A 25,852-nucleotide genomic window follows, 5' to 3' on the forward strand; every position below is an offset into this window, starting at 1 on the left:
GAGCATAGTCGCGCAGAAGCTGGAGCAGGAGTGATCCTCACCGTCACGCTCAACGCCGCCCTCGACGTCACCTATCGTGTCGAGGCGCTGGTTCGGCACGCGACACACCGTGTCGCGGAGGTGCAGGAACGTGCCGGGGGCAAGGGGCTGAACGTCGCCCGGGTGCTGCACGGGCTCGGTGAGCCGGTGCGGGCCACGGGTCTGCTCGGCGGTGACACCGGCGCCCGCGTGCAGCGGCTGTTGATCGCGGACGGTATCGCGTCGGACTTCCACAGCGTCGCCGACGAGACGCGGCGCACTGTCGCTGTCGTCGACAGCGACGCGACGGGGTTCTGGGAGCCCGGCCCGGTCGTGACGCCCGAGGAGTGGAACGCCTTCCAGGCCCGGTACGCGTCGCTCGTGCGCGAAGCGGCGGTCGTCGTACTGTCGGGCTCCCTACCTCGCGGTCTGCCGGTGGACGCCTACGCGACGCTGATCACGGCTGCCCGGGACGCCGGTGCCCGCACGGTCCTCGACACCAGCGGCGACCCCCTCCGCGCCGCCCTGTCCGCCGACCCCGACATCATCAAACCGAACCTGTCCGAGCTCCGGACACTGCTCTTCGTCCTCGACGCGGAGGACGGAGCGGACGATGCCGACGAGCGGTGGCCGACGTCGGAGGCGAATATCGCTGGGGGTGCCGGTGCGGTGCGGGTGCTCGGGCCCGGGGCCGTGGTGGTGTCGCGGGGCCCCGACGGGCTGCTGGCGGCCACGCCCGAGGGACTCTGGCGCGCCCGCCCGCCGGAGACGCTCACCGGGAACCCCACCGGCGCCGGTGACGCGTCCGTCGCCGCGCTCGCCCGCGGCCTACGCGACCGCGCTGCCTGGCCGGACGTACTCGCCGACGCGGTCGCCCTCTCCGCCGCAGCCGTCGCCGCCCCCGTGGCCGGAACCGTCGACCCCGAGACAGCCACCCGCTTCCGCACCACCATCAACGTCACCCGCATGACCGCCGAGGGCGATACCCGCCCCGGCCCCCCGCTTGCTAGCAGCGCCGAAAGCGCCGCGCCGACCACCGCCGATGTGAAGGAGTCCCCCGCATGCTGACCCCCACCGCTGAGCTCGTTGCCGCGGCGCGCGCGGCCGGGACCGCGATTCCGGCGTTCAACGTCATCACGATCGAGCACGCCGAAGCGATCGTCGCCGGCGCCGAGGCCGCGAACGCCCCGGTGATCCTGCAGATCAGCGAGAACGCGGTGAAGTTCCACGGCAACCGGCTCGCACCCCTAGCCGCCGCGACCCGCGCGGTCGCCGACTCCGCGAGCGTCGGCGTCGCGCTGCACCTCGACCACGTCGAGGACGCCGAACTCATCGCCCAGGCCGCCGCGAACGGCTTCCACTCGGTGATGGTCGACGCTTCGAAACTTCCCTACGACGAGAACGTGGCCGCCACCGCGGCAGCGGTCCGCAGCCTCCACGCCGCCGGGCTCTACGTGGAGAGCGAACTCGGCGAGGTCGGCGGCAAGGACGGGGCGCACGCGCCGGGCGTCCGCACCGACCCCGCAGAAGCCCGAGCCTTCGTCGACGCCACGGGCGTGGACGCGCTCGCGGTGGCGGTGGGGTCGTCACACGCGATGACCGACCGCACCGCCCGCCTCGACCACGCGCTGATCACCGCACTCCGCGACGCCGTGCCGGTGCCGCTGGTGCTGCACGGCTCGTCGGGCGTCCCGGACGACGAACTCACCGCCGCGGTGGCCGCGGGCATGGTCAAGATCAACATCGGCACGGCCCTGAACACCGCGTTCACCGCCGCGGTCCGCGAGACCCTCGACGCCGACGCGAAGCTCGTCGACCCGCGCAAGTACATCGCCCCGGCCCGCGACGCCATGTCCGCGACCGTCGCTCACTTCACGGCGCTGCTCGCCGGGAAGTGAGCCGCCAAAATCTGCACTTTGGCCGCCCGTCACAGTGCAGATTTTGGCGGGAACCCAACCGTCACGTCGAGGCCACCTGCGGCGCGGGGCTCCACCGTCAGCGAGGCGCGGTGCGCGTCGGCGATCGCTCGGACGATCGTGAGGCCCAGCCCGTGGCCACCCCCCTGACGCAGCCGAGCCCCGCCCAGCTGCTGGAACGGTTCGAGCAACCGCGCGACCTCCGAGGGTGGCACCACCGGCCCGCCGTTGCCGACCGTCACGAACGCCCGGCCGTGAGCCACCCCCGTCATGACAGTCACCGACCCCGAACCGTGCCGCTCGGCGTTGTCGACGAGGTTGACCACCAGGCTGCGCACCAGGTGCCGGTCACCGGCCATGGGCGCTGGCCCCAGGTTCGCGGTGACCTCACGGTCCTGCACGACCGCGCTCACCACCGCGGCCAGATCGAGCGGCTCGCGCTGCAGCGTGCCCGACTCGCTGCCCGCGAGCGTCAGCAACGCGTCGATCAGGCGCTCCTGCTGTTCACCGAGGGTCAGCACCTCGCGGCACGCGAGCCGCAGGTCGTCCACCGTCGCCGCCGGGTCGGCCAACGCGACCTGGAGCAGGGTGCGTTCCGCGGTCAGCGGCGTACGCAGCTCGTGCGACGCGTTGGCGACGAACCGGCGCTGGGCGTCGAACGAGGCTTCGAGCCGGGCGAACAGGTCGTCGAGCACCGCGGCGAGTTCGCGGAACTCGTTGTCCCGGCGGTGGGATCCGAGCCGACGGTGCAGGTTGGACGCCGAGATGTCCCGGGCCGTGGCGGTGATCGTGCGCAGCGGTCGCAGCAGCCGTCCGGAGATCAACCAGCCCAGCATGATCGCCACGATGATCGTCGCGGCGAGCACGATCAGCGACGTGACGATCAGGTCGTGCTGCGCGGCGACCTCAGCCTGGGTCGGCCCGGCCGGGGGCCGCGACACCCCGGAATCCGGCGCAGGCGAGGTGTGGGACGAACGCAGCAACGGAATCCCCACCAAAGCCGCACCACACCCCACGAACGCGCCCGAGTACAGCAGCGTCAACTGCGTCCGCAGCGTCACGGCTCCCCCACCCGATACCCCCCACCCCGTACCGTGTGCACCACCGGCGGCTCGCCGAGTTTCGTCCGCAGACGCTTGATCGTGGTTTTGACCGTCGTGGTGAACGGGTCCGCGGCCTCGTCCCAGACGTGTTCGAGCAGTTCCTCCGCGGAGACGACGCGCCCGGCGGACGCGAGCAGGTATTCCAGCACCGCGAACTCCTTCGGGGAGAGGTCCAGGCGGAGGCCGCCCCGCGACGCCACCCGGCGGCTGGGGTCCAGGGAGACGTCGTCCGCGGAGAGCAGCGGCGGCAGCCCCGCTCCCGGCCGCCGCCCCAGCGCACGCACCCGCGCCACGAGTTCCGCGAAGTCGAACGGCTTAGGCAGGTAGTCGTCGGCGCCGAGGTCGAGGCCGTCGATGCGGTCGCGGACGGTGCCGGCCGCGGTCAGCATCAGCACCCGGCAGGCCGGATAGGACGCGGTGATCCGGCGGCACACCTCGTCGCCGTGCACGCCCGGCACGTCACGGTCGAGCACCGTCACGTCATAGGCGGTGACGGCCAGCCGTTCGAGGGCCGCTTCCCCGTCCAGGACGACGTCGACCGCCAGTCCCTCGCGGCGCAGGCCGGTGCCCAACGTCCGGGCCAGGATCTCGAAGTCCTCCACGACCAGCACTCTCACGACGCCCACAGTGCCAGCCGTCGGGTGTCAGCCGAGTGTCAACGACGGACACCGCCGTGACACCGCCCGCCGCGTACACCCAACGGCCATGACAATCGAAGTCACCGACCTCCGCAAACGGTTCGGCTCCACCCAGGCGCTGGACAGCATGACGTTCAGCGTGCAACCCGGCCTGGTCACCGGGTTCGTGGGCCCCAACGGCGCCGGCAAGTCCACCACGATGCGGGTGATCCTCGGCCTGGACGCCCCCGACGACGGCACCGCACTGGTCGACGGGCAGCCCTACCAGGCGATTCGACGGCCCCTGCGCACGCTCGGCTCGCTGCTGGACGCCGCCGCGTTCCAGCCCAGCCGCACCGCGCGCAACCACCTGCTGTGGCTCGCGCACTCCCAAGGGCTCGACGGCACACGCGTCGACGAGGTGCTCCGGCTCACCGGCCTCACCGACGTGGCCCGGCGCCGAGCGGGCGGCTACTCGCTCGGTATGCGCCAGCGGCTCGGGATCGCCGCGGCCCTGCTCGGTGACCCACCGACGATCATGCTCGACGAGCCGTTCAACGGCATGGACCCCGACGGCATCATCTGGATGCGCGAGTTCCTCCGCTCGCTGGCCGAGGAAGGCCGTGCGGTGCTGGTGAGCAGCCACCTCATGGGTGAACTGCAGGACACCGCGCACCACCTCGTGGTCGTGGGCCGCGGACGGGTGCTCGCCGATACGACGGTGCCCGAACTGGTCCGGCTGCACGGTTCCCTCGAGCAGGCCTACCTGGCCCTCACCAGGGGCGCGGTGGAGTTCCGGTGATCCGCGCCGAGTGGACCAAACTGCGTACCGTCCGGGGCTGGGTCGGCGCGATCGTCGCCGGCCTGCTGCTGATCGTCGCGCTCGCGATCGCACCCGGAGCGGGCGGTACCTGCGACGAGTCGTGCAGGTTGCCGACCGGTCCGGAGGGGCAGGAGGTCACCGACGCGTTCCGGTTCGTGCACCGCACGCTCACCGGCGACGGCTCGATCACCGCGCGGATCACGTCGTTCACCGGCGAGAAGTTCGCCGGTCCCGGCACGAACGACCCGGAGCTGGTGCCCTGGTCCAAGGCCGGGCTGATCGTGAAGGACGGCGCGAAGCAGGGGACGTCGTACGCCGCGGTGATGCTCACCGGCGCGCACGGCGTCCGGATGCAGTACGACTACGTGCACGACGTGGCCGGCCCCGCCGGACGCCGGACCCCGCAGTGGCTGCGCCTGACCCGCGACGGGAACACGGTCACCACGGCTGCTTCGGCCGACGGGAGCCGCTGGACCACAGTGGGAAGCGCCACGCTGGACCTGCCGAGCGCCGTGGAAGTGGGGCTGTTCGCCACGTCCCCGCAGTTCGCGGAGGTGTCCTCGGAGGTCTTCGGGTTGACCGGTGCGGAGGGTGGTCCGTCCACTGCCACTGCGGTGTTCGACGACGTCCGGATCGACGGGACGAGCGCGGCGGCGTGGAAGACGCAGCAGGTCGGCGGCCCGAGCGGTACCCCCGAGGTGATCGGCACGGACGCCGACTCGGCGGACACCCAGCGCCCGGGACCGCCGCAGCCCGCGAGCAGTTCGCGCGCGGAGAACGGCGTCTACACGCTGACGGGGAACGGCGACATCGCCCCGGCGGTGTCCGGCGCGAACGGTCTGGGGTTCAGCGTGACCCAGACACTCGCCGGGACGTTCTTCGGGCTGATCCTGTTCGTCGTGGTCGGCGCGATGTTCGTCACCGCGGAGTACCGGCGCGGGATGCTCGGGGTGACGCTCGCCGCGACGCCGCGGCGCGGTCGGGTGCTGGCCGCCAAGGCGGTCGTGATCGGGGGCGTCGCCGCGGTCGCGGGTGCGGTCGCCGCGGCGATCGCCATACCGGTGGGCAGCGGTGCCATGCGCGGGAACGGGCTCTACATCAACGCGGTCCCGACGTCGACGGTGGTCCGGATCGTGGTCGGCACCGGGCTGCTGCTGGCGCTGTGTGCGGTGTTGGCGCTGGCGATCGGGACCGTACTGCGGCGTGGCGCGGTGGCGCTGACCGCGGTCCTGGGCCTGACCGTACTGCCGTATCTGCTGGCGATGTCGGTGCTGCCGGCGCGCATCGCGGACTGGGTGCTGACGGTGACGCCGGCCGCCGCGTTCGCCGCGCAGCAGAGCGCCGTCGAGTACGCGTTCGTCGACAACCTGTACGTGCCGGCGGCCGGGTACTTCCCGCTGCCGCCCGCCGCAGGGCTGGCGGTGCTGCTGGCCTGGACCGCTGTCGCGTTCACCGCCGCCGTGGTGCTGTTGCGTCGGCGGGACGTCCGATGACCGATCGCCCAACCGCAGATGCGCTGCGCGCGGAATGGACCAAGCTCCGGACGTCACCCGCCACCGTGTGGTCGGTGCTCGCGGTGGCGGTGACCACCGCGGCGTTGAGCGCACTGGCGGTGGCCACGGTGAACTGCCCGTGCGCGACCGACACGATGAAGCTGACGCTGATCGGCGTCCAGCTGGGGCAGGCGGTGGCGGCGGTGTTCGCGGTCGGGGTGATCGGCGGGGAGTACGGCACCGGGATGGTGGCCCTCACGTTCGCGGCGATGCCCCGGCGAGCCACCGTGCTCGCGGCGAAGGGAGCGCTGGTCAGCGGGCTGGTGGCGACGGCCGGCACGGTGGGCGTCGGGATCGCCTGGGCGGCGGGCCACGCCGCGCTCGGCGAGGATTTCGTCGCCCGGCCGGTGTTCGGGTCGGTGTTCTACCTGGTGCTGATCGCGCTGCTCGGACTCGGGGCCGCGGCCGTCACGCGTAACTCGGCGAGCGCGACCGGGCTCGTGCTGGCGCTGCTCTACATGGCGCCGATCGTCGCGGGCGTGCTGAGCGACCCGGACTGGAAGCGGCACCTGCGCCAGGTCAGCCCGTCGGACGCGGGGTTGGCGGTGCAGTCCACGATCGGTCTCGACCAGCTACCGATCCAGCCGTGGCACGGCCTGGGCGTGCTCGCGCTCTGGGCGGCGTTAGCACTCCTAGCTGGTGCGCTGGCGCTTCGCGCGCGAGACGCCTGAGGCGTGCACGCCGTGGGGGGCTATAGCCCTCCACGGCGTGCACGCCTCGCGGACGAACCTCAGTGAGCCAGGGCCGGCTCCGGGACCGCGGCCACCGAGAGGTCAGCGACCGGCTCCGACACCCGGCGCTTGAACAGGATCGCCGTGATCACCGCGCCGGTCGCGAAGAACCCGGCACCCCACCAGTACGCGACCGCGTAGCTGTGCACCGCGGCCTCGGCGGGCGAGTGCCCCACCAGGTAGTTCGCCGCCGCGGTGGCGGCCAGCGTGTTCAGCAGCGCGGTACCGATCGAGCCACCCACCTGCTGCGACGTGTTCACCAGCGCGGACGCCACGCCGGCGAAGTGCCGGTCGACGCCCAGCGTCGCGGTCTGCATCGCGGCCGGCATCGTCGAGCCCATGCCGAGGCCGAGCAGGACCAGCGGGCCCAGCAGGCTGGTCGCGTACGACGAGTCGACGTCGAGGCGGGTCAGCAGCACCATGGCCGTGGCGCCGAGCCCCAGGCCGATCGGGACCAGGATCTTCGGCCCGAAGCGGGGCAGGAGGAGGTTCGTGGAGAGCTGCGCGGCCGTGGCCATGCCGAACACCATCGGCAGGAATGCCAGCCCGGTCTTGATCGGCGAGTAGCCGAGCGTCCCCTGCAGGTAGTAGGTGACGAAGAGGAACACACCGAACATGCCGGTCGCGGCGATCAGCACCGCCAGGTATGCGGCGCCGCGGTTGCGGTGCAGCACGATGCTCAGCGGCAGCAGCGGGTGCTGGGCCTGGCGCTGCCAGGCGATGAACCCGACCAGCAGCAGGACGCCCAGGGTCAGCGGACCCCACGTCCAGAAGGAGCTCCAGCCGTCGGTCTCGGCGTTCGAGAAGCCGTACACGATCGAGAACAGCGCACCGGAAACGAGCACGGTGCCAGGGACGTCCAGGCGCGGACGCGGACCGGTGCGGACCGCCGATTCGATGAACAGGATCGTGCCGACGAACGCGACGGCGGCGATGAAGGCGTTGATGTAGAGCGTCCAGCGCCAGCTCAGCGTCTCGGTGAGCACACCACCGGCGAGCAGGCCGATCGCACCACCGGCGGCGGCCACGGCACCGAAGACACCGAAGGCGCGGGCACGCTCACGCGGGATGGTGAACGTCGTGGTGAGGACCGCGAGCGCGGTGGGAGCCAGCAGCGCGCCGAACACACCCTGCAGGGCGCGGGCGCCGACCAGCATTTCGAAGCTCTGCGCCGCGCCACCGAGGGCGGACGCCGCGGCGAAGCCGACGAGCGCGACCAGGAAGGTGCGCTTGCGGCCGATCAGGTCGGAGAGCCGACCGCCGAGCAACAGGAGGCTGCCGAACGCGAGCGAGTAGGCCGTGATGACCCACTGCCGGCTGCCGTCGGAGAACCCGAGGTCGGACTGCGCGGCCGGGAGGCCGATGTTCACCACGGTCATGTCCAGCACGATCATCAGCTGGGCCAGTCCGACGGTGACGAGTGCCCACCAGCGTCGGGATGATGCCGCCCCCGTGGACGGCTCGATAGTTGTCGAGGTCATGCAACCACCATATACGGAACTCCGGAGTTTCGAAACTGGCTAGTTTCGGGACTGTCGAGTTCCGGAACTCTGAAGTACCATCGGTGGACTACAGCAGAACAGGAGGCGGCCACAATGACGTCCGCCGTGAAGCCGGGCCGCAAGCGCGATCACTCGCGCGACCCCGAGATCCTCGACGCCACGCTCGACGTGCTCGCCGAGACCGGCTACGACGGGATGACGCTCGACCAGGTCGCTGCACGCGCCAAGGCCGGCAAGGCCACGCTGTACCGCCGCTGGCCGTCCAAGGCCGAACTGGTCATCGACGCCGTCGGCTGCATGAAGAAGGAAGACCTCGCGTCGCTCCCCGACACCGGCACCCTCCGCGGTGACCTCGTCGCGATGATCAAACCGCCGACCGTCGTGGACGCCCAGCGCAAGCTCGCGATCATGTCCGGCGTCGTCTCGATGCTCGCCAAGCAGCCCGAACTCGGCGACGCCCTGCAGGCCGTCATGGTCGAGCCCCGCGCCAACGCGAACCGCTTCCTGCTGCGCCGCGCGATCGAACGCGGCGAGATCCGCCCCGACTGTGACGTCGACTTCCTCGCGCTGCTCGCCCCGTCGATGACGTTCTACCGCACGATGATCCTGCGCAAGCCCGTCGACCGGGACTTCCTCATTTCGATCATCGACGAGATCCTGCTTCCCGCGGTCCGCCTCTAACGCCTCTGGGGGACGCCGATGGACTATCCGCTCCCCCGCCGCCGCTTCCTCTCGCTCGTCAGCACTGCCACGTTTCTCGGGCCCGCGCTGGTCGGCGCCGACGGTGCTCTGGCGCGCGTTCCGCGTCGCCGCACCGTGCTGCCCAAGGACGTGTTCACGCTCGGCGTCGCGTCCGGTGACCCGTTACCCGACGGCGTCGTGCTCTGGACCCGTCTGGCGCCGCGTCCGCTCGACGGTGGTGGCATGCCGGCGGTCCCGGTGCCGGTGCGCTGGGAGGTCGCCGCGGACGAACGCTTCCGCACGCTCGTGCACACCGGCACCGCCGTTGCCCGTCCCGAACATGCCCACACGCTCCACATCGACGTCAGGCAGCTGCGCCCCGGAGCCCAGTACTTCTATCGTTTCCGGGTCGGGGGCGAGGTGTCGCCCGTGGGCCGGACACGCACCGCGTCGAGCGGGAAGACGCTGCGGTTCGCCACCGCGTCCTGCCAGAACTATCAGGACGGTTACTACACCGCACACCGCGCGATGGCCGCCGAGGACCTGGACTTCGTCGCGTTCCTCGGGGACTACATCTACGAGGCCGCGCCCTGGCCCGGGCTGTTGCGCAACCACACCGGACCTGGTCAGCCGTACACGCTCGAGCAGTACCGCAATCGGCACGCGCAGTACCGCACCGATCCGGATCTCGCGGCGGCGCATGCGGCCGCGCCGTGGATCGTGGCGCTCGACGACCATGACGTCGACGACAACTGGACCGGGGACGGGGCGGCGAACCCGTCCGAGCCGAGCCCTGTCCCGTTCGAAGCACGGAAATCAGCCGCGCTGCGGGCGTACGTCGAGCACCTGCCGGTGCGGGTCGGTCCGGGAATGCGGCTCTACCGGCGGTTCCGGTTCGGCGACCTCGCGACGCTCCACCTGCTCGACACGCGTCAGTACCGGTCGGCGCATCCGACGACGAACGAGGAGGCCGAAGAACCGTGGCGGTCGATGACCGGGCCCGCCCAGGAGCGGTGGTTGCTCGACGGCCTGGCGAACGCGGGTGGGCGGTGGAGTCTGCTCGGTAACCAGGTGCTGCTGGCCGGGAACGACGGCCGCGCCGGGCCCGGCGAGAAGTACAGCTTCGACAGCTGGGACGGGTACCGGGTGCAGCGGCGTCGGTTGCTGGACTTCCTCGGGACGGGGCTGGCGGCGAACCCGGTCGTGCTCAGTGGTGACCAGCACTGCACGTGGGTGAGCCAGTTGAATCCCGATCCGCGGGACGAGGGGTCGCCGGTGGTGGGGGCCGAGTTCTCGGGGACGTCGATCTCGTCGGGCGGGGAGCCGGACGTCGCCGCGTTGCGCCGGGAGGACGACGAGACGCGGGCCGACAACCCGCAGCGGCTCTACGTCGACGCCCGGCGGGGGTATCTGCTGGGCGAATTGACGCCGGACGCACTGCGGGTTCAGTTGCGGGTCGTGGACAGCGTGACCGATCCGCACTCGGACGGCGCCCGGACCGCCGCCCGCTTCGTCGTGGAGAACGGCCGGCCGGGCGTCCAACTCGACGGCCCACCCGTGGCCGACGGCGCAGCAGGCGGTGCCCCACGCGCCTAGCGCGCCGGGCTCACGCGACCAGGGGCACGTCCAAGGGCAGGTGAACGCTGATCTGGGTTCCGGAGGGGGTGCTGTCTATCGCGGCCCAGCCGGAGAGGACGCGGGCGCGGTCGACGATTCCCGCCAGGCCGCCGCCCGGCTTGGCGCCGGCGCCGCCCGGACCGTCGTCGGACACGAAGCCGGAAGCCCAGCCGTCGGAGACGGCGACCCGCACGGTGACGGCGGCACCCTCGGCGTACTTCGCGACGTTGGTCAGTCCCTCGCAGAGCGCGAAGTACAGCGTGGCCTCGACCGCGGCCGGAAGACGCTCGGGAATCACCTCCACCCGGGCCGCGAGACCGAGCCGCCGCACGACGGTCTCCAGCGCCGGACCGAGCCCCCGCTCGGCCAGCGCCGCCGGCAGCAGCCCCCGGGCCAGCGCCTCCAGCTCGCCGACGGTGGCACGCACCTCCTGCTGGCACTCCCCCGCGAACCGCAGCACCGCCGGGTCGGACGTGTGGACGGTGAGCCCGTGCAGCCGGCGGGCGAGCACGTCGAGCCGGTGCTGGGCGCCGTCGACCAGCTCCTGCTCGAGCCGCTGACGCTCGGCCAGCTCACGTTCGGCCAGCCGCTCCTGCGCGGCGAGCACCTGAGCGAGGTTCGCGCTCGCCGCGGCCTGCAGCTGGGCGGTGAGCAGCGCGGGGCTCCCGGCACGCAGCACCGCGTCGACCAGGAGGGGCCGGTTCCGCAGTGCCGCGTCGACCTCGACGATCGCCAGGGGGTGCTGGAGGCCGTCGACGCTGATGCGCCAGCGCCGCTCGTCGTCCGCCTCCCCCGGGACGGCGGGCAGGCCCCGGACGTCGACCCAGCCGTTTTCGACCGGAGCCCAGAAGAACAGCCGCAGCGACCGGTCGCGAAGCGCTTCGGCGAGCGCGACCCGCACCGTGGCGACCGACGTACCCGACGACGTGATGCGCACGACGCGGTGCGGCGCGCTCAGCTCCCACCAGCGGTCACGCAGCGCGCCGGAGACCAGCGCGGTCGAGACGACGAGCGCGATGACGCCCTGGCTGAAGTAGAACTCCTGCAGCTGGTCGCGGTGGGTCCACGCGCCGGGGTGGACGAACGCCTGGGCCGAGCTCACCAGCGCGAGCGCGGCCGCGGCGACCAGGACGGGGATCGCGATACGCCGGTCGAGGTTGGACAGCCAGCGGGCGCGGATCCAGAGCAGGGCGGTGAACCAGGCGGCGAGCACGACCTGGGCCGCGGCGAGGAAGCGGATCCACACGTCGAATGCGCCCTGACGCGCGAGCAGGCCGAAGCCGGAGACGGTGGTCGGCAGCCCCAGCCATTCGGGTTTCGACACCAGCAGCAACACGACACCACCCCCCAACATGACCGTCGCCGCACCCGCGACGAACGCCCGATACCGTCGTGCGACCAGTACACCGGTCGGGTACGACAGAATCGCCGTGCCCGCGAGGACCCAGAAGCCGCCCTGGCAGAGGTAGGAGAGTGCCGGGCCGGGGCCGCTGTCCCACGAAACGAGCCACGCGAACGGCCAGCAGAACGCCGCCAGCAGCAACAACCGGCCGGTCAGCGCGCGCCGCTCCCCGCCGCTGGCGAGCAGCGCACCGGCCGCGGCGAACCCGGCACACGCGAGGCCGGCCACCAGGCCGCGGACCGGGTGGGTCTGCCAGTACGGCCACCCGGTGGCAGCGACCAGCCCGCCCGACGCGAATGCGCAGAGCAGCACCCGGACGATCTGGTCGCGCGACACTCGCGCATGCTACGGACCCCGCCGCACCGGCGCTGTCCTCCGTTCGGGGGGATCATCCCCGCGGCTCGTCAGGTGACCCCCGGCTCCTAGCCTCCGGGGACGTGTCACTCGCGTTCCCGCTCCCCCGGCGGCGGTTCCTGGCCGCCGGTGCGGCCGGGCTTCTCGTCCCCGCGTTGCTCGGTGCCGACGGCCAGACGGTCCGGGTCCGGTCGGCCAGACCCGTGCGGGTGCCGTACGGCGCGTTCACGCTCGGCGTCGCGTCGGGGGATCCGCTGCCCGACGGCGTCGTGCTCTGGACCCGGCTGGCGCCGCGACCGACCGACGGCGGCGGGATGCCACCGGAGCCGGTCGAGGTCCGGTGGGAGGTCGCGACCGACGAACGGTTCACCTCGGTGGAGCGCAGCGGCACCGCGACGGCCCGGCCGGAAAGCGCCCACACCGTCCACGTCGACGCGCGGGGCCTGCGGCCGGGACGGGACTACTTCTACCGGTTCCACGTCGGCCGGGAGACCTCGCCGGTCGGCCGTACCCGCACCGCCCCGGCGCCGGACTCCCGGCCGAAAGCCCTGCGCTTCGCCACCGCCTCGTGCCAGAACTGGCAGGACGGCTTCTACACCGCCTACCGCGGGATGGCGAAGGAGGACGTGGACTTCGTCGCGTTCCTGGGCGACTACATCTACGAGGTCGGCCCCGGCGCCAATCGGCTGCGGGATCACGTCGGATCAGGACAGACGTTCACGCTGACCGACTACCGCAACCGACACGCGCAGTACCGCACGGACGTCGACCTGGCGCGGATGCACGCGGCCGCGCCCTGGATCGTGACGATCGACGACCACGACGTCGACGACAACTGGACCGGCGACTACCCGATGGACCCGGACGCGCGCGAGCCGGTGTCGTTCGCGCACCGCAAAGCCGCGGCGCTGCGCGCGTTCGTCGAACACATGCCTTTGCGGGTAGGGCCGGGGTTCCGGCTCTTCCGAAGGTTCCGGTTCGGGCACCTGGCGACGCTGCACGCCGTCGATACGCGCTCGTACCGGTCCCGGCACCCCCGCACGCAGCACGAGGCGAACGCGCCAGGGCGGACGATGACCGGCCCCGAGCAGGAGCGCTGGCTGGTACGCGGCCTCGCCGGCTCCGAGTGCGACTGGAATCTGCTCGCCAACCAGGTGATGATCGCGGCCGCGGGATTCCCGGGCCGCCGGTTCGGGTTCGACGGCTGGAACGGGTACCGGGCGCAGCGGCACCGGCTGCTGGAGTTCCTCGGCACCGGCGCGGTGTCCAACCCGGTCGTCCTCACCGGCGACCAGCACGCCACGCTGGCCTGCGACCTCAAACCGGACTTCGACTCCGCGACGTCGCCCGTGGTCGGCGCCGAGCTGGTCGGCACGTCGATCACCTCGGGCGGCGACGCCGACGTGGCGGGCTACCAGAAGGAGCACGCCGCGGAGCGGGCGGCCAACCCGCACTGGAAGTACCTCGACAACCGCCGGGGGTATCTCGTCGGCGATCTGTACCGCGGTCGGCTCGACGCCCGGCTCCGGGTGGTGGGCACGGTACGCAGCCCCGGGGACACCACCGTGGAGACGGCGGCCCGTTTTGTGGTCGAAAATGGACGTCCGGGCGTAACGCTCGACTCATCGCTCGGCTGACCGCCGTTCGGGGTGCGTGCACGTCACTGCCCGTAGTGGCATGCTGACGGACGCGAGACCGTGCGAGCGATGGTGGGAGCCCCATGCAAACGGGACGTTGGGCGAGCCCGACCCGGTGCGGACTGACCCGGTCCGGGCATCGGCTCGAGGTGTCCGGGGAGATCGACGAGGCGAACGCGAACGCCCTCGGCACGCACCTCGGGGAGGCTCTGGACGACGGCGTCACCGTCGTCGACCTCACCGCTGTGACGTTCTTCAGCGCCGCCGGCGTACGCATGCTGCTGGAGGTCGGCCGGGGCGCGGCCGTCGCGGTCCGGGTCTGCTGTTCACCACAGGTGTGGCGGATCCTCGACGTCTGCGGGGTCCCGGCGGTTGACGGGCTGGTGCTGGAGCCACCACCGAATCACCTGCCCGTCGAGGGAGCCGTCTCGTGACCGCCGAACTCGCCGGTCCCCCGCACGGACGCTTCGATCACGCCGCGCTCATCGTCGACTCCGACGACACTGTCGAGCGCCTGCTGATCCCGGTGCTGCGCCGGCACGTCGCGGCGCGCCAGGACGTCCTCGTGATCGTCAATCCGGAGACCGAGCGGGTGCTGCGCGCGCGGCTCGGCCGGGACGCCGACGCGGTCGAGTGGGGCGTGGCGGACGCGTTCTACGGGCGGCTCGGGTTCGCGTTCACCGGCTTCAAGCAGTACCTGCAGACCCAGCACGCCCAGGGGCGCAGCGTCCACGTGATCGCCGAACCCGACGTCGCCACCGATCTCGAGGCGCCGGTCGACCGCGTCGCGGCCTACCTGAGCTACGAAGCCATGTGCAACGACGTGTACGCCGGCTACGGCTGCCCGGTCACCTGCATCTGGGACAGCCGGCGGCACCCGACGCTGGTCATCGAAGGGGTCCGCAGCATCCACGACCACGAACTCACCGCAGAGGGCCGGCTGGAGAACCGCACGTTCACCCCGGCCTCCGAGTACCTGAGCGGCCGCGCCGACGTGGCGATGTCACCGGAGCCCGACGTCAGCGACCTCGACGTGACGGTCACGAGCCTGGACGAGCTCACCGGCTGCCGGCTCGGGCTCTGGGCCTGGGCGGTGGAGCAGGGCTTCGCCGACGCCGCCGCCGACCAGGTGACGTCCGCGGCGAACGAGGCGATCACCAACGGACTGCGTCACGGCATGCCGCCGGTTCGCGTCCGCGCCTGGCATCACGACAAGACGCTCGTCGTCCAGATCGACGACCACGGCGGACGGACCGTTCCGGCCGACGCCGGTTACCGGCCGCCCGCCCGTCCCGACGACGGGATCGGGCTGTGGCTCGCCCGCCAGCTCGCCGACGTCCTGCTCATCCGCACCGACGCCGGACTGACGTCGGTGCGGATGTACTTCCCGTACGCCGTGACCCACCGCGAGCTCGACGTCCACAGCGCCTAGGGAGCCACCGAACCGAAGTCAGCGAAGCCGGACGGGTCGTGGCGGCCGATGCTCGCGTGCTCGAACAGGCCCCAGCCGACCTGACCGTCGCAGGTGGCGCGCGCCGGATGGTCGACGACACCCCAGGGCACCCGGCCCGCGTTGGCCGGGTCGCTCATGTCGTACCGGTCGGCCCGTGACCACTCGCGACCGTGCCAGGTGCCGTGCGTCCAGTCCGGATCACCGCCGTACCCGGCGCCGACGTGCAGCGGGATGCCGCCGAGCGACTCCACCTCGACGGTGAGCGGCTTGCCGTCGGGCGTGGTGCAGTACAGCCGGGCGCCGGTGGGCACCCGGGTGCCGCTGCCGTAGTCGATCTCGATCCGCGGCCAGCCGAGCTGCTCGACCCGCCCGTCCGGGAACACGCGGGTGGCGTCGTTCAGCGTCCGGTAGCCGTCCGGTGTCTCCTGCACGATGACGATCAGCGCGAAGTCGTCGAAACGCAGCGGGACGTACAGCCACCACAGGCCCTCGTGGGGATCCTCGAGCGGACGCCCCGCCGGGATCGCCTCACCCACCGGCCGGATGCCCCAGGAGCGGTCGCGGGTGCCGAGCCAGGTGCCGGGGTCGACGTCGACCTCGGTGCCGTCGACGACGAGCCGGCCGCTCCAGGTGCCGAGCTGCGCGAAGCGGCTCGCGTCGAGCGTCACCTTCGGACCGCTGAGCATCAGGTGCGACTGCTCCATGACCGCCGGGAACGACCCTTCCCAGGTGAGGTCGAAGCCGACACCCAGGTCGGCGGCGTCGCAGATCAGGCGGATCCGCTGGAGCGGGTCCACCACCTCGATCCGGTACGGGCCGACCCGCTGGTCCAGCCCACGGGTGTCCAGCGCGTCGGAGAACTTGACCGAGTAGTGGGTGTTCCCGCGACGGACCAGCGCGAACGCGTCGACGACGCCGAGGTGCGGGTACGTGCCCAGGCCGGTGATCAGCGCGATCTCGCGGGTGCGGTCGTGGGCGAGGAAGTAGCAGCGGTCGTAGAAGTTGCGGTCGCTGGTCGCGGCGCGCGCGATCGGCAGCGGCGCCTGGTGGAGCGGGTACTCGTCGAGCGGCGTCGGCTTCATTCGTGCATCCAGCCGGCACTGCGAGCACCGTCGTCCAGCATCGCGCGGAGCAGCGGGTGGAACATGACGTAGTCGTCGGGAGTGGGTGGCACGGGATCCTCCCCGAAGTGGATCATCCGGCGTTTGATGCGGCTCATCACGATGGCGTGCCGCAGCGCCGCGTACACGAGGTAGAAGTCGAAGTTCTTCACGGTTGCACCGGAGGCCGCCTCGTACGTGCCGACGACGTCCGAGACGCGGAACAGGTGCGGGATGCCGGGCGTCTCGAAGATCTCCGCGACGTCCTGGAAGAACCGGTGCAGGAACACCATCCAGGCCAGGTCGACCTCACGCGGGCCGACGCAGCACATCTCCCAGTCGAGCACGGCGACCGGCCGGAACCCGTCGAAGATGACGTTGCCGGGGCGGGCGTCGCCCCAGCAGAGCACGGGGTCACCCGGGTCGTCGGGCCAGTGCTGCTCCAGCCAGTCGAACGTGTCCTCGATGACCGGGATGCGCAGCCCCTCGTCGCGGTGGCTCCACGCGTAGTAGGAGCGCTGCGCGTCGACGAGGGTGCGCAGCGGGTCGTCGCCGGCCTCGGTGATCAAGTCCTGCAGGGGCGGGACGCGATGGATGTCCGCGAGCGTGCGCACGACCGCGTCCTGCAGGGCCCGCTGGTCCGCCGGCGCCGCCTCGAGGAGCCAACCGCCGAACACGTACGGCGGGTTGTCGGACGGGATGCGTCCGTCGATCCGGTCCATGACGAAGAACGGCGAGCCGAGGACGTCGGACGACTCCTCGATCCAATGCAGCGCCGGTACCGGCACGTCGGTGTGCTGCGCGACGCTCGCGATGACGTCGTACTGCCGCCGGAGGTCGTAGGAGGGGAACACCGGATAGGCGCTCGTGTCCGGGGGGATCCGGACGACCAGCCCGCGCCGCACCGGCTGACCGTCGCGCATCCAGGACGCGTCGAGCAGGAGCGAGACGCTCGACAGGCCGTTCTCCGCCGGACGCCGGAGATCCCCGATGTCGGCCTGGCCGCCGGTGACCGCGGTCAGCCAGCCGGTGAGGCGGCGTCGCAGATCGGCCAGGTCGGTGATCGTCGTGGTCATTGTCTTGGTGCCCCGTTCGGGGCCGTCAGCCACCGCCATTGCACGCCTCCCGCCATTGGAACGCGTTCTGATTTTGCGGAGAGTAGGCGCGCCGGAGGTTTCGGGTCAAGGGGTCCTGACGCTGGCCAATGTCCGCTCGACCTCCCAGTACGCGCGCATCGACTCGATGCGGCCGGCTTCGTCGAGCCGGTAGACGCTCACGAGTTCGGTCTCGGCGAGGCTGCCGTCGGCCATCTCGGTGCTGAACGTGGCGACGTTGGCGCAGTTCGGCCCGTTGGCGAACGAGTCGTGGATCGTGAAGTGGAAGCGCCTCACCGGTGCGATCACCGTGTCCCAGAAGGATGCGATGCCGTCACGGCCGTGGTGACCCTTCCCCTCGGCATCGAAAAAGGACGGTCCGACCGGGTCTTCGATCACGGCGTTCTCGGAGAAGAGCTCGAGCCACTCCTGCTTGGCCTTGCGGCCGACCGCGTCGAGCGATCGCTGGGAGGCGGTGCGGGTGGGGTTGTCTCCGTCCGGCGCGTTCCAGGTGATGAACTCGGATTCGATCATTTCAGCACTGTAACGCGTTCTATTCTCGGCTCATGACGATTCGCCTGGGCTACCAGATCCCGAACTTCAGCTACTGATCTGCGGGACACCGGATCAGGTCGCCGAGGTGCTGCAGAGCCACGACATCTCACCTCCCCGTCAGGGCGTCCCCGGCGGTCCGGGGCAGCCGTGTGCCCGCGAACGCCGGGACGAGCATGAACACGGCGAGCCCCAGGAACGCCACCCGGAACGGCCCCGCCGCACCGGAGACCACTGTGTCGCCGAACCGGACCAGCAACGCCCCCACCGCCACACCCAGGCCGACGCCGAGCTCCTGCAGCGTCGACTGCAGGGTGCTCGCGTGGTTCATGTCCGGCTCCGGTACGTCGGCGAACGCCAGCGTGTTGTACGCGGTGAAGCCCGTCGACCGGGCCACGCCGCTCACCACCAGCACCGCCGCCACCGTCGGCACCGGCGCGTCGACCGGCAACAACGCCATCCCCACCAGGCACGCCATGCCCACGACGATCGACCCGAGCATCACCGTCCGGATCCCGAACCGGCGCATGAGCGGCGTCGTCGCCGGCTTGATGCCGACATTGCCGAGGAACAGCGCACCCAGCGCCAACCCGGCGAGCGTCGCCGACCAGCCGAACCCCACCTGGAAGAACAGCGGCAGCAGGAACGGGATCGCGGTGATCAGCGCCCGGTACACCGACCCGCTCAGTACCGACGTCCGGAACGTCCCCACGCGGAGCGTCCGCAGATCGAGCAGTGGCGCGCGCGTCCGCAGCAGGTGCACCACCGCGGAGACGAGCCCGAGGACGGCGACGGCGAGCGCCACCGCCACCCCGACGCCGAACCCGGAGCGCAGGCCCTCCGCCGCGACGATCAGCGCCGCCACGCCGGCGGCGGTCAGCGCGAAACCCACCGCGTCCAGCCGACCCGGCGGTTCCTCCTCCAGCGCGGGCACCAGCCGGTAGGCGACGGCCAGTGCCACCAACCCCAGCGGCAGGTTGATCAGGAAGATCCACCGCCAGGAGGCGTACTCGGCGAGCGCCCCGCCCACCAGCGGCGCGACGACCGGCGCCAGCAGCGCGGGCCACGTGAGATAGGCGATCGCGCGCACCAGGTCGGACTTCGGCGTGGTGCGCAGAATCGCCAGGCGGCCGACCGGCACCATCAGCGCACCGCCGACGCCCTGCAGCACCCGCGTGACGGTGAGGAGCTCCAGGTTCGGCGCCGCGGCGCAGCCCGCGGACGCCAGCGTGAACACGGTCAGCGCCAGCAGGAAGATCGGCCGGACGCCGAACCGGCGCGCGAGCCAGCCGCTCACCGGGATCAGCACGCCGAGCGTCAACGCGTAGGCGGTGATCGCCACGTTGACGTCGACCGCGCTGATCCCGAACTCGGCGGCGATGCTCGGCGCGGCCGGGGCGATCACCGTGCCGTCGAGGATCTCCATGAAGTACGCGGCGGCGACCAACAGTGCCAATCCGCGCCGCAACCCCACGCCCCGAGTCTCGCATCCGCTGCCGCGGCGCCCGCACCCAGCTCAGATCTCGACCAGCACCTTTCCCACGGTGCCGCCCTCGACGGCGGCGTGAGCCTCACCCGTGGACGCGAGCGGGAAGATGACAAGCGGCAGGCCGTGCTCCGGACCCACCGGCAGCGCCCCGTCCGCCACCGCCCGCGTGACGTCCTCCGCCGCCGCGTCCAGCGCCGCCTGCCCCACCGTGTACAGCAGCAGGAACTGGTAGCGCACGTTCGTCGCGAAGTGCCCGCGCACGTCCAGCGTCACCTCGTCGCCGCCGTCGTTGGCGTAGACCGCGATCGACCCGTGGTTCGCCACCACCGCCTGGTTCAGGCGCGAGTTGCGCGCCGGAGACACTTCCACCACCTGGTCGACGCCGTCCGGCGCGATCCGCCGGATCTCGGCCGCCGCGTCCTGCTCGCGATAGTTGACGACGTGATGCGCGCCGGCCGCCGTCGCCAGCGCAGCCTTCTCGGGTCCGCTGATCGTCGTGACGACGGTGGCACCCGCCCACCGCGCGAGCTGAATCGCCGCGTGCCCGACCGCACCCGCTCCCCCGGCGACGAGCACCGTGCGCCCGTCCAGCGCGCCCGGCGCGAGCCGCGACGGCCCGTGCTCGGCCACCGTCAGCGCCCGGTGCGCGGTCATCGCCGGTACGCCCAGCGACGCCCCGAGCTCGAAACTCGCCCCGTCCGGCAGCTTCACCACCCGCTCGGCGGGAAGCACCGTGAACTCCGCGGCTGTCCCCGTGGGCCGCTGGTACGCGGACAGGTACGTCCACACGTGGTCACCCACGCTGAGCCCCTCGACCCCGGACCCCACCGCGTCGACGACCCCCGACCCGTCCTGGTTGGGAATGATCTCCCCGTTCGAGAAGTCGGCGGAGGACGCCCGCGCCTTCCAGTCCGTCGGGTTCACACCCGAGAACACCACGCGGACGCGGACCTCCCCCCGACCGGGGTCGGCCACCGGCCGGTCGACCAGCTTCAGTACGTCCGGACCGCCTGTTTCGCTGTACACCACGGCTCTCATGGCTCCAGTGTGCGCGTGCCATTGAATGGCAAACCCCTGGGTTGGCGTGACCGGCCTCACCATCATGGGCAAATGACCTTCGAGTACCTGGCCGACCCCTCCGGTACCCCCGCCTGGAAGGGCACGCTCCCCGGCAAGCCCGAGCCGTACGTGCTGCGCCGCGGCGAGGGCGAACACGCGATGCTGTTCACCGACCTCTTCACCGTGCTGCTCTCCGGTGACGAGACGAACGGCCAGTTCGGCATGATGACCGCGGACTGTCCCAGCGGCAACGTCATCCCGACGCACTCGCACCACAAAACCCACGAGACCTTCTACATCGTCGAAGGCAAGGTCCGGGTGTTCGTCGAGGGGTCCGACGGCACGAAGACCTCCTCCCTGCTGCTCCCCGGTGACTTCGCGTACGTCCCCGCCGGGCGTCCGCACGCCTACCAGGTCGAGGAGGCCGCCCGGATCCTCGGCACGGTGTCCGGCGGCTTCGAGCGGTTCTTCCAGCACATGGGTCACCCCACCGACCACGGGACGAGGGAACAGCCCCCGTTCATTCCGGATTTCCCGAGGATGCAGGCTGCAGCTGAGCAGCACGACATGCAGTTCATGCCGCAGCACACCTGGGAGTAACCGTGAAGATCGTCGGGATCCGCCGCACCAGCACGTCTCCGGTAGAGGTGGCTGACCTCTCCGAGGACGGTTCCGTCGTGACGGTGGTCGCCGGCCTCGACGACTTCTGGATCGACGCCAATCGGCTGACCACCCGCCCGCCGGGTGGCGACACGCTGGCGACGACCGACGTCGAGCTCGTACCGCCCGTGCTCCCGGGCGCGCGGGTGATCTGCATCGGGCTGAACTACCTCAAGCACGTGGCCGAGGGCTCGTTCGCGGAGAGCGGCGTGCCGCCGTACCCGACGCTGTTCGCCCGCTGGACCCAGTCGCTGACCGTGGACGGGGCGTCGGTGCCCGTGCCGTCGAACGAGCCCGGCATCGACTGGGAGGGCGAGGTCGTCGCCTGGGTCGGGGCCACCTTGACGGATGCGGACCCGGAGACCGCGCTCGCGGCAGTCGTCGGCTACTCGGCGTTCAACGACATCACCTCGCGCAAGGCCCAGAAGCTCACGTCGCAGTGGATCCTGGGCAAGAACGGCGACCGGTCGGGTCCGCTGGGGCCGCTCGTGCCCGCTGCGGAGGTCGGTGACCTGCGGGACGGCCTGCGCGTGCAGACCCGGGTCAACGGCGAGACCGTGCAGGACGGGCGCACCGACGAGATGGTCTACACGGTCGGCGACACGCTCTCGCTGATCTCGCACACGTTCACGCTGCGCCCCGGTGACCTGCTGGCCACCGGTACGCCGTCGGGCGTCGGGTACGCGCGTGACCCGCAGTGGCTGCTGCACCCCGGCGACGTCGTCGAGGTGGAGGTCGAACGCCTCGGCGTGCTGCGGAATCCGATCGTAGCCAATTCCTCTCGAGTAGAAGATGAACGCTGACTATCAGAAGTACCTTTTCCCGCACGACCACCCGCGGCTGGCGGACGTCCGCGGCCTGGATCCGTACGCGTACCGCGAGGCCGCGCGGACGCCGGGAACGTTCACCGGAGGGCTGGTCGAGGGCTGGACGCCGCTCTACCTGAACGAGTTCCGGGGCGTGACGTCCGACGGAACGCTCCGGGAGGGGCTCTACCCGCTGTCGCCGGCGTCGCCGGGCGAGGAGGCACCGGTCGCGGCGATGGTGGCCGCCGCTCGCGCCTTCCTCGAGGCTCTGACGCCGGCGGACCGGGAGCGGGTGGCCTTCCCGGTGGACGCCGTCGAGTGGCAGACCTGGGCCAACCCCGAATTTCTGCAATTCGACACCGGGCTGCGGCTGGAGTTCCAGCCGGTCGCGGTGCGGGAGGCCGCGCTGGGCCTGATGCGGGCGTCGCTTTCTCCCGAGGGGTACGAACTCGCGCACGCGATGATGCGGATCAACGGTGTGCTCGGTGAGGTGGTGGACCTCCCGACGATCCTGAACGAGTTCAGCTACAACGTGGCCCTGTACGGGGAGCCGAGCCTGAACGCCCCCTGGGGGTGGCAGCTCTTCGGGCACCACTGCGCCGTCAACTGCCTGGTCGTCGAAGGCCGGATGGTCGTCTCCCCGCTGTTCCTCGGCGCCGAACCCGCCGAGGGCTCCTTCGACGAGCACATCGCGCTGGGGTTGCGGGTGATGTCGTCGCTGCCGGATTCCCAGCGGGAAGCCGCGACCGTGTACCGGGAGATGGTCGACCCCGCGATGCCACCGGGCCGGGTGCACCCCGGTGACGAGCGGCACCTGGCCGGCGCGTTCCAGGACAACCGCGTGATCCCGTTCGAGGGTGTGCGGGTGGCGTCGATGCCCGACTCGGCCCAGGCGGCGGTGCTCGAACTCGCCGAGCGATTCGTGTCCGTGCTGCCCGCCGGGCCGCGGTCCGCCCGGCTGCGGGAGATCCGGGCGCACTGGGACGAGACGTGGTTCTGCTGGATCGGCGACTGTGCTCCTGGGGCGGGGACAGTCTTCTACTACCGGCTGCAATCACCGGTGGTGATCGCCGAGCTCGACCACCACTGCGGTGTCTTCCTCGACTACGACACACCGCAGCCATTCCACATCCACACGGTGCTGCGCACTCCGCACGGCAACGACTACGGACGGGCCTGGGTGAATCAGTGGACCGCGTGACCCAGGTCCTCGTCATCGGCGGCGGACCCAGCGGGCTGGCCGCTGCCCTCGAGCTGGGGCGCCGCGGCATCGACGTGGTCGTCGTCGAGCCCCGGACGACGCTCGACCCGCTGCGGGCGCGCGCCAAGACCACCAGCGTGCGGACGATGGAGCACCTGCGCCGGTGGGGACTCGCCGACCGGCTGCGGGAACTGGCGCCGCTGCCGGTGTCGCACGCGCAGGACGTGGTGTTCTGCACCGGGATGTTCGGCCACGAGATCACCCGGTTCACCGAGGCGTTCGGGCTGGTCACCGAGCGGCGGGACGAGTTCGCCGAGGCGGGGCAGCAGGCGCCGCAGCCGGTCGTCGAGCAGGTGCTGCGGGAGGCTGTCGCCTCGTTGCCGAGCGTGTCGTTGCTGGTCGGGTGGGTGGCTGTGTCGGTGGAGGACGGGCCTTTGCCCCGTGCGGTGGTGCGATCCCCGGACGGACGTGAGCACGAGGTCCGGGCCGAGTACGTGCTGGGATGTGACGGCAGCGCCGGGATCACGCGTCGGGCGATCGGTGCGCGGTACGAGGGTGCGTCCGGCACGATGCCGAACCTGAGCGTCACGTTCCGGGCTCCGGACCTCGAGACCCGTCCGCTGTGTGGGCTCGGTGTGCACTACTGGGTGATCGGGGCCGAGGTCGGGGGGCTGCTCGGGCGGCTCGACCTCGACGGGACGTGGTGGGCGATCGTCCAAGGGGTGCACGACGGGGCCGACCCCGCCGCGCTGGTGCGGTCGTTGACCGGGGCGCGGGAGGTAGAGGTGCTCGCGACCGATCCGTGGTCGGCGCGGATGTTGCTCGTCGATCGGTACCGCGGGGAGCGGGTGTTCCTGGTCGGGGATGCGGCGCACTTGAATCCGCCGTGGGGTGGGCACGGGTTCAACACGTGTGTCGGGGACGCGGTGAATCTGGGGTGGAAGATCGCCGCGGTGCTGCGGGGGTGGGCGCCGTCGTCGTTGCTCGACAGTTATGAGGCGGAGCGGCGTCCCGTTGCCGAGCGGACGATCGAGGCGGCCGGGTCGCAGGAGGCGTTTCTTGCACCTGCGTTCGGGAGCGTGGATCTGGAGGATGCCGGGGTGCGTGCCCAGTTGGCGGAGGCGCTGCAGGTGAAGGACCCCGAGTTCCACAGTCTCGGGCTCGTGCTGGGGTACGACTATCCGTCGTCGCCGATCGTGGTGGCGGACGGGGACGACGTGCCGTCGCCGACTCTGACCGAGTACGTGCCGTCCTCGCACCCGGGGGCGCGGCTACCCCACGCCTGGCTCGGGGACGGCGATTCCCTCTACGACCGCCTGGGCCCCGAGTTCACCCTGCTGCGCCTGACCCCCGGAGTGGACATCACACGACTCCTGAACACCGCACGGGGGTTCGGCATCCCGCTGACGGTCCTGGACGCCCCGACCCTCCGCCCCCACTACGACGCCGACCTCCTCCTGGTCCGCCCCGACCAGCACATAGCCTGGCGCGGCTCCTCCCCCGAAGACCCAGCCACCATCTGCCGAACGGTCACGGGCGCACTCCGCCCCACCGCCCGTCCGACCCCCGCCGCGTCCCACGGCGCAGCCCGATGACCGCCCCGCCGCGGCCGGGTGGGTTGATGCCGCCGCATGCCGGGCCGTTGCCGGAGGCGCGGAGCGGGGCCGGTGGGGTGCGGGTGGTGGGGAGCGTCCGGTACGCGGGGGTGCCGGGGTTCCGGCCGTTGGAGATGGATCTGTACCTGCCGCCGGAGGGGTTCGGCAGGCCGGTTCCCGCTGTGGTGTTCCTGCACGGGGGTGGGTGGCTGGTCGGGAGCCGCAACGCGGCGGGTCCCGCGTTCGCCGGGGCGAGCCCCACGCCGTTCGAACGCGTCGCGCTCGCCGGGATCGCTGTCGCGTCGATCGACTACCGCCTCTCCGGCGAGGCCACCTGGCCCGCCGCCCTGCACGACGCCAAGGCAGCCGTCCGCTGGCTCCGCACCCGAGGCCCCGAAGCCGGCCTCGACCCCACCCGGATCGCCGCCTGGGGCGAATCCGCCGGCGGCCACCTGGCCGCCCTCCTCGGCCTCACCAGCGACTTCGAGGGCGGTGTCGGGATCACCGGTGTATCGAGTGCGGTGAAGACCGTCGTCTGCTGGTACGCCCCCAGTGACCTGGCAACCGTGCCGACCGACCCCGACGCGCCGGACTCGCGGGAGGCGCTGTTTCTCGGGGCGCCGGTCTCCGCGGTGCCGGAGCGGGCCGCCGAGGCCAGCCCGATCACCTACGCCGGGGAACACGCACCGCCGTTCCTGCTGCTCCACGGCACCGCCGACCGCCTGGTCCCGGCCCAGCAGAGCCGCCGTCTCGCCGACGCCTTGCCGAACGTCGAACTGGAGCTTTTCGAGGACGCCGACCACATGTGGCTGGGCACGCCCGAGGTCGCCGAAACGGCCCTGAACCGCACGATCGACTTCCTCCGCCACCACCTCTAGAGTAGAACACG

Annotated in this window: 24 protein-coding genes; 15 read left to right on the forward strand and 9 right to left on the reverse strand. The window is 71.6% G+C overall.

Features of this window, described 5'->3' with window-relative positions:
• Window positions 1-30: 30 nt before the first annotated feature.
• Together ACGFY5_RS10360 and ACGFY5_RS10365 are read left to right on the forward strand one after the other, a co-directional pair.
• Window positions 31-1,086 (forward strand): 1-phosphofructokinase family hexose kinase, encoded by a 1,056-nt coding sequence (locus ACGFY5_RS10360; protein ID WP_392719291.1) that lies wholly within the window; start codon window positions 31-33, stop codon window positions 1,084-1,086.
• A complete protein-coding gene (locus tag ACGFY5_RS10365) occupies window positions 1,080-1,916 on the forward strand; it encodes a ketose-bisphosphate aldolase (protein WP_392719292.1) in 837 nt (278 codons plus the stop codon). The genes ACGFY5_RS10360 and ACGFY5_RS10365 overlap by 7 nt, the downstream gene beginning before the upstream one ends.
• 29 nt (window positions 1,917-1,945) lie before the next feature.
• Here the strand turns inward: ACGFY5_RS10365 and ACGFY5_RS10370 are convergent, their stop codons facing one another.
• Entirely contained in the window at window positions 1,946-2,995 is a 1,050-nt protein-coding gene (locus ACGFY5_RS10370) for a sensor histidine kinase (protein WP_392719293.1), read from the reverse strand.
• Complete coding sequence (locus tag ACGFY5_RS10375; RefSeq protein WP_392719294.1) at window positions 2,992-3,654, reverse strand: response regulator transcription factor; 663 nt, start codon at window positions 3,652-3,654, stop codon at window positions 2,992-2,994. The genes ACGFY5_RS10370 and ACGFY5_RS10375 overlap by 4 nt, the downstream gene beginning before the upstream one ends.
• A gap of 88 nt (window positions 3,655-3,742) precedes the next feature.
• On the opposite strand from ACGFY5_RS10375, the gene ACGFY5_RS10380 reads away from it, so the two are divergent.
• The 3 genes from ACGFY5_RS10380 to ACGFY5_RS10390 are packed head-to-tail and all read left to right on the forward strand — an operon-like array spanning window position 3,743 to window position 6,701.
• On the forward strand, window positions 3,743-4,456 hold the full coding sequence (locus tag ACGFY5_RS10380; RefSeq protein WP_392719295.1) for an ABC transporter ATP-binding protein: 714 nt from the start codon (window positions 3,743-3,745) through the stop codon (window positions 4,454-4,456).
• The gene (locus ACGFY5_RS10385) at window positions 4,453-5,970 is read left to right on the forward strand and encodes an ABC transporter permease subunit (RefSeq protein WP_392719296.1); all 1,518 of its coding nucleotides are present in this window, start codon (window positions 4,453-4,455) and stop codon (window positions 5,968-5,970) included. Before ACGFY5_RS10380 ends, ACGFY5_RS10385 begins: the two co-directional genes overlap by 4 nt.
• A complete protein-coding gene (locus tag ACGFY5_RS10390; protein ID WP_392719297.1) occupies window positions 5,967-6,701 on the forward strand; it encodes an ABC transporter permease in 735 nt (244 codons plus the stop codon). The genes ACGFY5_RS10385 and ACGFY5_RS10390 overlap by 4 nt, the downstream gene beginning before the upstream one ends.
• A gap of 59 nt (window positions 6,702-6,760) precedes the next feature.
• Here the strand turns inward: ACGFY5_RS10390 and ACGFY5_RS10395 are convergent, their stop codons facing one another.
• Window positions 6,761-8,242 carry an MFS transporter gene (locus ACGFY5_RS10395; protein WP_392719298.1) on the reverse strand — a complete coding sequence of 494 codons (1,482 nt, stop codon included), beginning with the start codon at window positions 8,240-8,242 and terminating at the stop codon, window positions 6,761-6,763.
• Between the two features lie 114 nt (window positions 8,243-8,356).
• Here ACGFY5_RS10395 and ACGFY5_RS10400 point away from each other — a divergent pair, with 114 nt between their 5' ends.
• Together ACGFY5_RS10400 and ACGFY5_RS10405 are read left to right on the forward strand one after the other, a co-directional pair.
• The gene (locus ACGFY5_RS10400; protein ID WP_392719299.1) at window positions 8,357-8,944 is read left to right on the forward strand and encodes a TetR/AcrR family transcriptional regulator; all 588 of its coding nucleotides are present in this window, start codon (window positions 8,357-8,359) and stop codon (window positions 8,942-8,944) included.
• A gap of 18 nt (window positions 8,945-8,962) precedes the next feature.
• The gene (locus ACGFY5_RS10405) at window positions 8,963-10,540 is read left to right on the forward strand and encodes an alkaline phosphatase D family protein (protein WP_392719300.1); all 1,578 of its coding nucleotides are present in this window, start codon (window positions 8,963-8,965) and stop codon (window positions 10,538-10,540) included.
• A 10-nt stretch (window positions 10,541-10,550) separates the two neighbouring features.
• Here the strand turns inward: ACGFY5_RS10405 and ACGFY5_RS10410 are convergent, their stop codons facing one another.
• Complete coding sequence (locus ACGFY5_RS10410) at window positions 10,551-12,299, reverse strand: sensor histidine kinase (protein WP_392719301.1); 1,749 nt, start codon at window positions 12,297-12,299, stop codon at window positions 10,551-10,553.
• Between the two features lie 101 nt (window positions 12,300-12,400).
• Here ACGFY5_RS10410 and ACGFY5_RS10415 point away from each other — a divergent pair, with 101 nt between their 5' ends.
• The 3 genes from ACGFY5_RS10415 to ACGFY5_RS10425 all read left to right on the forward strand — a co-directional run bounded on the left by ACGFY5_RS10415 (window position 12,401) and on the right by ACGFY5_RS10425 (window position 15,386).
• Window positions 12,401-13,954, forward strand: a complete 1,554-nt coding sequence (locus ACGFY5_RS10415; protein WP_392719302.1) for an alkaline phosphatase D family protein — start codon at window positions 12,401-12,403, stop codon at window positions 13,952-13,954.
• Window positions 13,955-14,037: 83 nt separating this feature from the next.
• On the forward strand, window positions 14,038-14,388 hold the full coding sequence (locus ACGFY5_RS10420) for an STAS domain-containing protein (RefSeq protein ID WP_392719303.1): 351 nt from the start codon (window positions 14,038-14,040) through the stop codon (window positions 14,386-14,388).
• The gene (locus tag ACGFY5_RS10425; protein ID WP_392719304.1) at window positions 14,385-15,386 is read left to right on the forward strand and encodes an MEDS domain-containing protein; all 1,002 of its coding nucleotides are present in this window, start codon (window positions 14,385-14,387) and stop codon (window positions 15,384-15,386) included. Before ACGFY5_RS10420 ends, ACGFY5_RS10425 begins: the two co-directional genes overlap by 4 nt.
• Here the strand turns inward: ACGFY5_RS10425 and ACGFY5_RS10430 are convergent.
• The 5 genes from ACGFY5_RS10430 to ACGFY5_RS10450 all read right to left on the reverse strand — a co-directional run bounded on the left by ACGFY5_RS10430 (window position 15,383) and on the right by ACGFY5_RS10450 (window position 20,680).
• The gene (locus tag ACGFY5_RS10430; RefSeq protein WP_392719305.1) at window positions 15,383-16,489 is read right to left on the reverse strand and encodes a hypothetical protein; all 1,107 of its coding nucleotides are present in this window, start codon (window positions 16,487-16,489) and stop codon (window positions 15,383-15,385) included. The two genes, ACGFY5_RS10425 and ACGFY5_RS10430, sit on opposite strands and share 4 nt — an antisense overlap.
• Window positions 16,486-17,622, reverse strand: coding sequence for a phosphotransferase family protein (locus ACGFY5_RS10435; RefSeq protein ID WP_392719306.1), 1,137 nt, complete (start codon window positions 17,620-17,622; stop codon window positions 16,486-16,488). Before ACGFY5_RS10435 ends, ACGFY5_RS10430 begins: the two co-directional genes overlap by 4 nt.
• Window positions 17,623-17,688: 66 nt before the next feature.
• A complete protein-coding gene (locus ACGFY5_RS10440; RefSeq protein WP_392719307.1) occupies window positions 17,689-18,135 on the reverse strand; it encodes a nuclear transport factor 2 family protein in 447 nt (148 codons plus the stop codon).
• Window positions 18,136-18,262: 127 nt separating this feature from the next.
• Window positions 18,263-19,609 (reverse strand): MFS transporter, encoded by a 1,347-nt coding sequence (locus tag ACGFY5_RS10445; RefSeq protein ID WP_392720467.1) that lies wholly within the window; start codon window positions 19,607-19,609, stop codon window positions 18,263-18,265.
• Between the two features lie 60 nt (window positions 19,610-19,669).
• Window positions 19,670-20,680 carry an NADPH:quinone reductase gene (locus tag ACGFY5_RS10450; RefSeq protein ID WP_392719308.1) on the reverse strand — a complete coding sequence of 337 codons (1,011 nt, stop codon included), beginning with the start codon at window positions 20,678-20,680 and terminating at the stop codon, window positions 19,670-19,672.
• 72 nt (window positions 20,681-20,752) lie between these two features.
• On the opposite strand from ACGFY5_RS10450, the gene ACGFY5_RS10455 reads away from it, so the two are divergent.
• The 5 genes from ACGFY5_RS10455 to ACGFY5_RS10475 are packed head-to-tail and all read left to right on the forward strand — an operon-like array spanning window position 20,753 to window position 25,841.
• The gene (locus ACGFY5_RS10455; RefSeq protein ID WP_392719309.1) at window positions 20,753-21,301 is read left to right on the forward strand and encodes a quercetin 2,3-dioxygenase; all 549 of its coding nucleotides are present in this window, start codon (window positions 20,753-20,755) and stop codon (window positions 21,299-21,301) included.
• Window positions 21,302-21,303: 2 nt separating this feature from the next.
• Complete coding sequence (locus tag ACGFY5_RS10460) at window positions 21,304-22,164, forward strand: fumarylacetoacetate hydrolase family protein (RefSeq protein ID WP_392719310.1); 861 nt, start codon at window positions 21,304-21,306, stop codon at window positions 22,162-22,164.
• On the forward strand, window positions 22,154-23,368 hold the full coding sequence (locus ACGFY5_RS10465; RefSeq protein ID WP_392719311.1) for a DUF3500 domain-containing protein: 1,215 nt from the start codon (window positions 22,154-22,156) through the stop codon (window positions 23,366-23,368). Before ACGFY5_RS10460 ends, ACGFY5_RS10465 begins: the two co-directional genes overlap by 11 nt.
• Window positions 23,365-24,963 carry an FAD-dependent monooxygenase gene (locus ACGFY5_RS10470; RefSeq protein ID WP_392719312.1) on the forward strand — a complete coding sequence of 533 codons (1,599 nt, stop codon included), beginning with the start codon at window positions 23,365-23,367 and terminating at the stop codon, window positions 24,961-24,963. The genes ACGFY5_RS10465 and ACGFY5_RS10470 overlap by 4 nt, the downstream gene beginning before the upstream one ends.
• Window positions 24,960-25,841, forward strand: a complete 882-nt coding sequence (locus tag ACGFY5_RS10475; RefSeq protein WP_392719313.1) for an alpha/beta hydrolase fold domain-containing protein — start codon at window positions 24,960-24,962, stop codon at window positions 25,839-25,841. Before ACGFY5_RS10470 ends, ACGFY5_RS10475 begins: the two co-directional genes overlap by 4 nt.
• Window positions 25,842-25,852: the final 11 nt, after the last annotated feature.

It is taken from the genome of Cryptosporangium sp. NPDC048952 (assembly GCF_043197895.1).
Taxonomy (GTDB): domain Bacteria; phylum Actinomycetota; class Actinomycetes; order Mycobacteriales; family Cryptosporangiaceae; genus Cryptosporangium.

Excerpts from the sequence above, each read along its gene's own strand:
- ACGFY5_RS10365 (WP_392719292.1), top strand. The coding sequence starts at position 1,080 with ATGCTGACCCCCACCGCTGAGCTCGTTGCCGCGGCGCGCGCGGCCGGG.
- ACGFY5_RS10380 (WP_392719295.1), top strand. The coding sequence starts at position 3,743 with ATGACAATCGAAGTCACCGACCTCCGCAAACGGTTCGGCTCCACCCAG.
- ACGFY5_RS10390 (WP_392719297.1), top strand. The coding sequence starts at position 5,967 with ATGACCGATCGCCCAACCGCAGATGCGCTGCGCGCGGAATGGACCAAG.
- ACGFY5_RS10395 (WP_392719298.1), bottom strand. The coding sequence starts at position 8,242 with ATGACCTCGACAACTATCGAGCCGTCCACGGGGGCGGCATCATCCCGA.
- ACGFY5_RS10400 (WP_392719299.1), top strand. The coding sequence starts at position 8,357 with ATGACGTCCGCCGTGAAGCCGGGCCGCAAGCGCGATCACTCGCGCGAC.
- ACGFY5_RS10405 (WP_392719300.1), top strand. The coding sequence starts at position 8,963 with ATGGACTATCCGCTCCCCCGCCGCCGCTTCCTCTCGCTCGTCAGCACT.
- ACGFY5_RS10420 (WP_392719303.1), top strand. The coding sequence starts at position 14,038 with ATGCAAACGGGACGTTGGGCGAGCCCGACCCGGTGCGGACTGACCCGG.
- ACGFY5_RS10430 (WP_392719305.1), bottom strand. The coding sequence starts at position 16,489 with ATGAAGCCGACGCCGCTCGACGAGTACCCGCTCCACCAGGCGCCGCTG.
- ACGFY5_RS10435 (WP_392719306.1), bottom strand. The coding sequence starts at position 17,622 with ATGGCGGTGGCTGACGGCCCCGAACGGGGCACCAAGACAATGACCACG.
- ACGFY5_RS10440 (WP_392719307.1), bottom strand. The coding sequence starts at position 18,135 with ATGATCGAATCCGAGTTCATCACCTGGAACGCGCCGGACGGAGACAAC.
- ACGFY5_RS10450 (WP_392719308.1), bottom strand. The coding sequence starts at position 20,680 with ATGAGAGCCGTGGTGTACAGCGAAACAGGCGGTCCGGACGTACTGAAG.
- ACGFY5_RS10455 (WP_392719309.1), top strand. The coding sequence starts at position 20,753 with ATGACCTTCGAGTACCTGGCCGACCCCTCCGGTACCCCCGCCTGGAAG.
- ACGFY5_RS10465 (WP_392719311.1), top strand. The coding sequence starts at position 22,154 with ATGAACGCTGACTATCAGAAGTACCTTTTCCCGCACGACCACCCGCGG.
- ACGFY5_RS10475 (WP_392719313.1), top strand. The coding sequence starts at position 24,960 with ATGACCGCCCCGCCGCGGCCGGGTGGGTTGATGCCGCCGCATGCCGGG.